This window comes from Kitasatospora sp. NPDC023385 (assembly GCF_055664045.1).
In genome coordinates this window covers 1-4,887 of the sequence record NZ_JBVOOL010000072.1, presented here as the reverse complement: position 1 = coordinate 4,887, position 4,887 = coordinate 1, and the positions used below count along the sequence as shown (strand labels likewise).

General features: G+C 73.0%; 1 protein-coding gene and 1 pseudogene. Both read left to right on the top strand.

Annotation, left to right across the window (positions count from 1 at the left end):
• On the top strand, positions 1 to 3,085 hold a 3,085-nt coding region (locus AC0B61_RS36905; protein ID WP_471746874.1), incomplete at its 5' end, for a type I polyketide synthase.
• A 15-nt stretch (positions 3,086 to 3,100) separates the two neighbouring features.
• Positions 3,101 to 4,887 (top strand): annotated as a pseudogene (locus AC0B61_RS36900) (type I polyketide synthase); the annotation flags it as partial.

The window sequence follows — 4,887 nt, the reverse complement described above, 5'->3', positions numbered from 1 at the left end:
CATCACCAACCAACTCCCCACCCACCACACCACCTGGCTCCGCGTCTCCCACGCCTTCCACTCCCCCCTCATGGAACCCGCCCTCCACCAACTCCGCGACATCCTCGACACCATCACCCACCACACCCCCACCATCCCCCTCATCTCCACCCTCACCGGCCAACCCCTCACCCACCCCACCCCCGACCACTGGATCCACCACGCCCGCCACACCGTCCGCCTCCACGACGCCCTCACCCACACCCCCACCCACACCTACCTCGAAATAGGACCCACCAACTCCCTCACCCCCCACCTCCCCCCCAACCACACCCCCAGCCTCCGCCACAACCAACCCGAAAACCACACCATCACCACCGCCCTCGCCCACCTCACCACCCACGGCACCCCACCCAACTGGCACACCTACTACCACCACACCAAACCCCAACCCACCCCCCTCCCCACCTACCCCTTCCGGAGCAAGCAGTTCTGGCCGAGCGCGTCGGCCCTGCACCACCGGGGAGCCCGGTCCGAGCACCCGCTGCTCGCGTCGAGCACGGATCTGGCACACAGCAGGGGGCTGCTGCTCTCCGGCCGCTTCTCCGTCACCTCCCACCCGTGGCTGGCCGACCACGTCGTCGCGGGTGCGATCGTCTTCCCCGGCACGGCCTTCGTGGAGCTCGTGCTGCACGCCGCGCAACGGGCGGGGCAGCGCGGCTTCGAGGAGCTCACGCTGGAGAGCCCGCTGGTGGTGCCCGAAGCGGGCTCGGTGGACCTCCAAGTCGCGGTGGGCGAGCCGGACGCCGACGGCAAACGGCCGGTGTCCGTCCACTCCCGGCCGGACGCGGACACCCCGTGGCAGTTGCACGCCGTCGGCACCGTCGGCGACGGGCAGCCCGCGGAGACGTCGTGGTCCCTGGCCTCCTGGCCCCCGCCGGGAGCGACCGGACTGCCCGTGTCGGACGTCTACGCCGAGTTCGCGGCCGCCGGGCTCGACTACGGGCCCTTCTTCCAGGGCCTGCGCGCCGCCTGGCGGGTCGGCGACGACGTGGCGGTGGAGGTGGAGCTGCCCGAGGGCGAGGACCAGGACTCCGGTTTCGGCGTGCACCCCGCGCTACTGGACTCGGTCCTGCACGGCGTCGGCGTCGACCGGATGTTCGGCGCGGACGGCCACGCGCGGCTGCCGTTCTCCTGGGCAGGCGTGACCGTGCACCTCCGCGGTGCCAACCGCCTGCGGGCCGTGCTGTCGCCGTTGCGCGAGGACGCGATCGCGCTGCGCATCGCCGACGACACCGGCCGTCCGGTCGCGGAGGTCGAACGTCTCACGATGCGCAAGATCTCCGGTGCGCAGTTCACCGACGGACGGCAGTGGCTCTTCGGGCAGGCTTGGCCCACTCGCCAACTCCCCGCCACCGCCGTGGAATTCACCGTGTTCGGAGCGGAGGACGAGTCGCCGGGCGCCACGCACACCCTCGTGCGGGTGGACAACGGCGACAGCCTCGCTCCCGAGGACGCGCTGGTGACGGCCGCGGCTGTGCTGGACACGCTGCAGTCCTACACCGGGGAACGCACCCTCGTGGTCGCGACCTCCCGCGCGGTCGCCGTGGACACCGATCCCTCGCCGGCGGGCGCCGCGGTCTGGGGGCTGGTGCGCGCCGCACAGACGGAACAGCCGGGCCGCATCGTGCTGGTGGACCTCGACGACGACGAGCAGTCGTGGCAGGCCCTGCCGTACGCACTGTCCAGCGGCGAGCCGGAGTTCGCCCTGCGCCGGGGGGAGATCCGGGTGCCCCGGCTCGTCCCCGAGCCCACCGGGACGGGCGCCACGCCGGACTGGAAGGCAAGCACCGTCCTGATCACCGGAGCCGCCGGTACGCTCGGCGCGCTGGTCGCCCGCCACCTGGTCCAGGAGCACGGCGTGACCGATCTCGTGCTGGTCAGCCGGGGCGGCGACGCGCCGCAGCCGGAGGGCGCCGACGTCACCCAGCTGGCCTGCGACCTCACCGACCGGGCCCAGATCGCCGCGGCGCTGGCCGCGGTGCCCACCGACCGGCCGCTCGCCGTCGTCCACTGCGCCGGCACGATCGACGACGCCGTCCTGGCCCGCCAGACCCGCGGCCACCTGGAACGGGTATTCGCCCCGAAGGCGACCGCGGCCTGGCACCTGCACGAACTCACCCGCGACCGCGACGTCACCGCGTTCGTCCTGTTCTCCTCCGCCGCCGCCACACTCGGCTCACCCGGCCAGGCCAACTACGCCGCCGCCAACGCCTACCTGGACGCCCTCGCCCACCACCGCACCACCACCGGACACCCCACCACCAGCCTCGCCTGGGGACCGTGGACCGCCGGCATGGCGGCCACCGTCGGCGAGGCGGACCGCAGGCGGCTGAGCGGGACCGGTCTCACCCCGATCGACGAGCCGACCGGACGGTCGCTGTTCGACGCGGCGGCCGCGGCCGGCCGCCCGGTCCTGTTCCCGTTGCCGCTGAACCGGGCGGCACTCCGCCGCCGCGCCGCGGACGCCGCGCTGCCTCCCGTGCTGCGCGACCTGGTGCCGACGCGGGCGGCGACGGCGACCGCCCCGGAGCGGGGCCTGGCCGACACCCTGCGCGACCTGCCGCCGAACGAGCAGCGGGACCGGATCGCCCAGCTGGTCCTCAGCCGGACCGCCGCCGTCGCGGGCCATGACTCGGGCGAGGCCATCACGATGGACCGGCCGTTCACCGAGCACGGGTTCGACTCGCTGATGGCCGTGGAACTGCGCGGTGCGCTCGACGCGGCCACCGGTCTGCGGCTGCCCGCGACGCTGGTCTTCGACCACCCGACGCCCGCGGCGCTGTGCGACTACCTGCTGTCCCTGCTCGGCACGGGCCGGCCTTCGGAACCGGAGGCGGTCTTCGCCGAGATCGACCGGCTGGAGGTGACGCTCGGGCAGGTCGGCGAGCGGCACGCGGCGCAAGTACGCAGCCGGCTCCGGTCGTTGCTCAACGCCTGGGAGAGCGCCGGCAAGGACGACCGGGACGACGGCGCCGCCGAGCTGACGGCGGCGGATCTGGACGACATGTTCGACATCATCGACGACGAGCTGGGCTTGTCCTGATGGGATTGGTGTGACGTGGACCAGGATAAGACGCTCCAGTATCTCAAGCGGCTCACCACCGAGCTGCGGGACACCCGCCAGCGGCTGCGCGCCGCGGAGGAGAGCAGTCACGAACCCCTCGCGATCGTGGGCATGGCCTGCCGGTACCCGGGCGGCGTGACGACACCGGAACAGCTCTGGCAGCTCGTCGAATCCGAGCAGGACGCGATCGGCGGCTTCCCCCGCGACCGCGGCTGGGACATCGAGGGGATGCGGTCGGCGCGCCCCGGCGGCGCCGGCAGCAGCAACACCCTGCAGGGCGGATTCCTGTACGACGCGGCGGAGTTCGACGCGGAGTTCTTCGGGATCTCCCCGCGGGAGGCGGTGTCGATGGACCCGCAGCAACGGCTGCTGCTGGAGACCGCGTGGGAGGCGGTCGAGAGCGCGCAGATCGATCCCGGCTCGCTGCGGGGCAGCCGCACCGGCGTGTTCGCGGGCATCATGTACCACGACTACGCCTCCCGGCTGGCGCGGATTCCGGAGGTCGCGGAGGGCTACCTCGGCACCGGCAACTCCGGCAGCATCCTCTCGGGCCGGATCGCCTACACCCTCGGGCTGGAGGGGCCGGCGGTCACCATCGACACCGCGTGTTCCTCGTCGCTGGTGGCGCTGCACCTCGCAGCCCAGGCGCTGCGACGCGGGGAGTGCACGCTCGCTCTGGTCGGCGGTGTGACCGTGATGGCCAGTCCGGCGCCGTTCATCGACTTCAGCAAGCAGCAGGGCCTTTCGTCGGACGGCCGGTGCAAGGCCTTCTCCGACGCCGCCGACGGCACCGGCTGGGCCGAGGGCGCCGGCCTGCTGATGGTGGAGCGGCTGTCGGACGCCCGGCGCAACGGCCACACCGTCCTGGCGGTGGTGCGCGGAACGGCGGTGAACCAGGACGGTCGTTCGAACGGCCTCACCGCTCCGAACGGGCCGTCGCAGCAGCGGGTCGTCCGGGACGCGCTCATCGACGCGGGGCTTCGGCCCGACCAGGTCGACGCGGTGGAGGCGCACGGCACCGGCACCAGGCTCGGCGACCCCATCGAGGCCCAGGCACTGCTGGCGGCCTACGGGCAGGACCGTGAACAGCCCCTGTGGCTGGGCTCGGTGAAGTCCAACATCGGCCACACCCAGGCCGCCGCCGGCGTGGCGGGCGTCATCAAGATGGTGCTGGCGATGCGGCACGGGGTGCTGCCCCGCACCCTGCACGTCGAGGTTCCGAGCACCCAGGTCGACTGGAGCACCGGCGCAGTCTCCCTGCTGACCGAATCGGTCGAGTGGCCCGAGCGTGACGGGACGCGCCGGGCGGGGGTGTCGTCCTTCGGCTTCAGCGGGACGAACGCGCACGTGATCCTGGAGCAACCGCCCGTCGTCGAGGAGCCGGAGGAGCATGCGGGCACCGTTCTGCCCGTCGTGCCGTGGCTCATCTCGGCGCGGGACGAGCAGGCGCTGCGTGACTCAGCGGCCCGGCTCGCGGACTCCGTCACCGACGACACCTCGTCACTCGACGTCGGCTACACCCTGGCCACCACGCGCACGGCCTTCGACCACCGCGCCGTGGTGCTGGCGGGTGAGGGCACGGACCGGATCGAGGCCCTAGCCGCGCTGGCCCGCGGTGACAGCCACCCCGCCCTCATCACCGGCCGCGCCGGCGACGGAACCCTCACCATGGTCTTCTCCGGCCAGGGCAGCCAACGACCCGGCATGGGCCACGACCTCTACACCACCCACCCCGCCTACGCCGACGCCTTCGACACCGCCTGCGCCGCCCTCGACCCCCA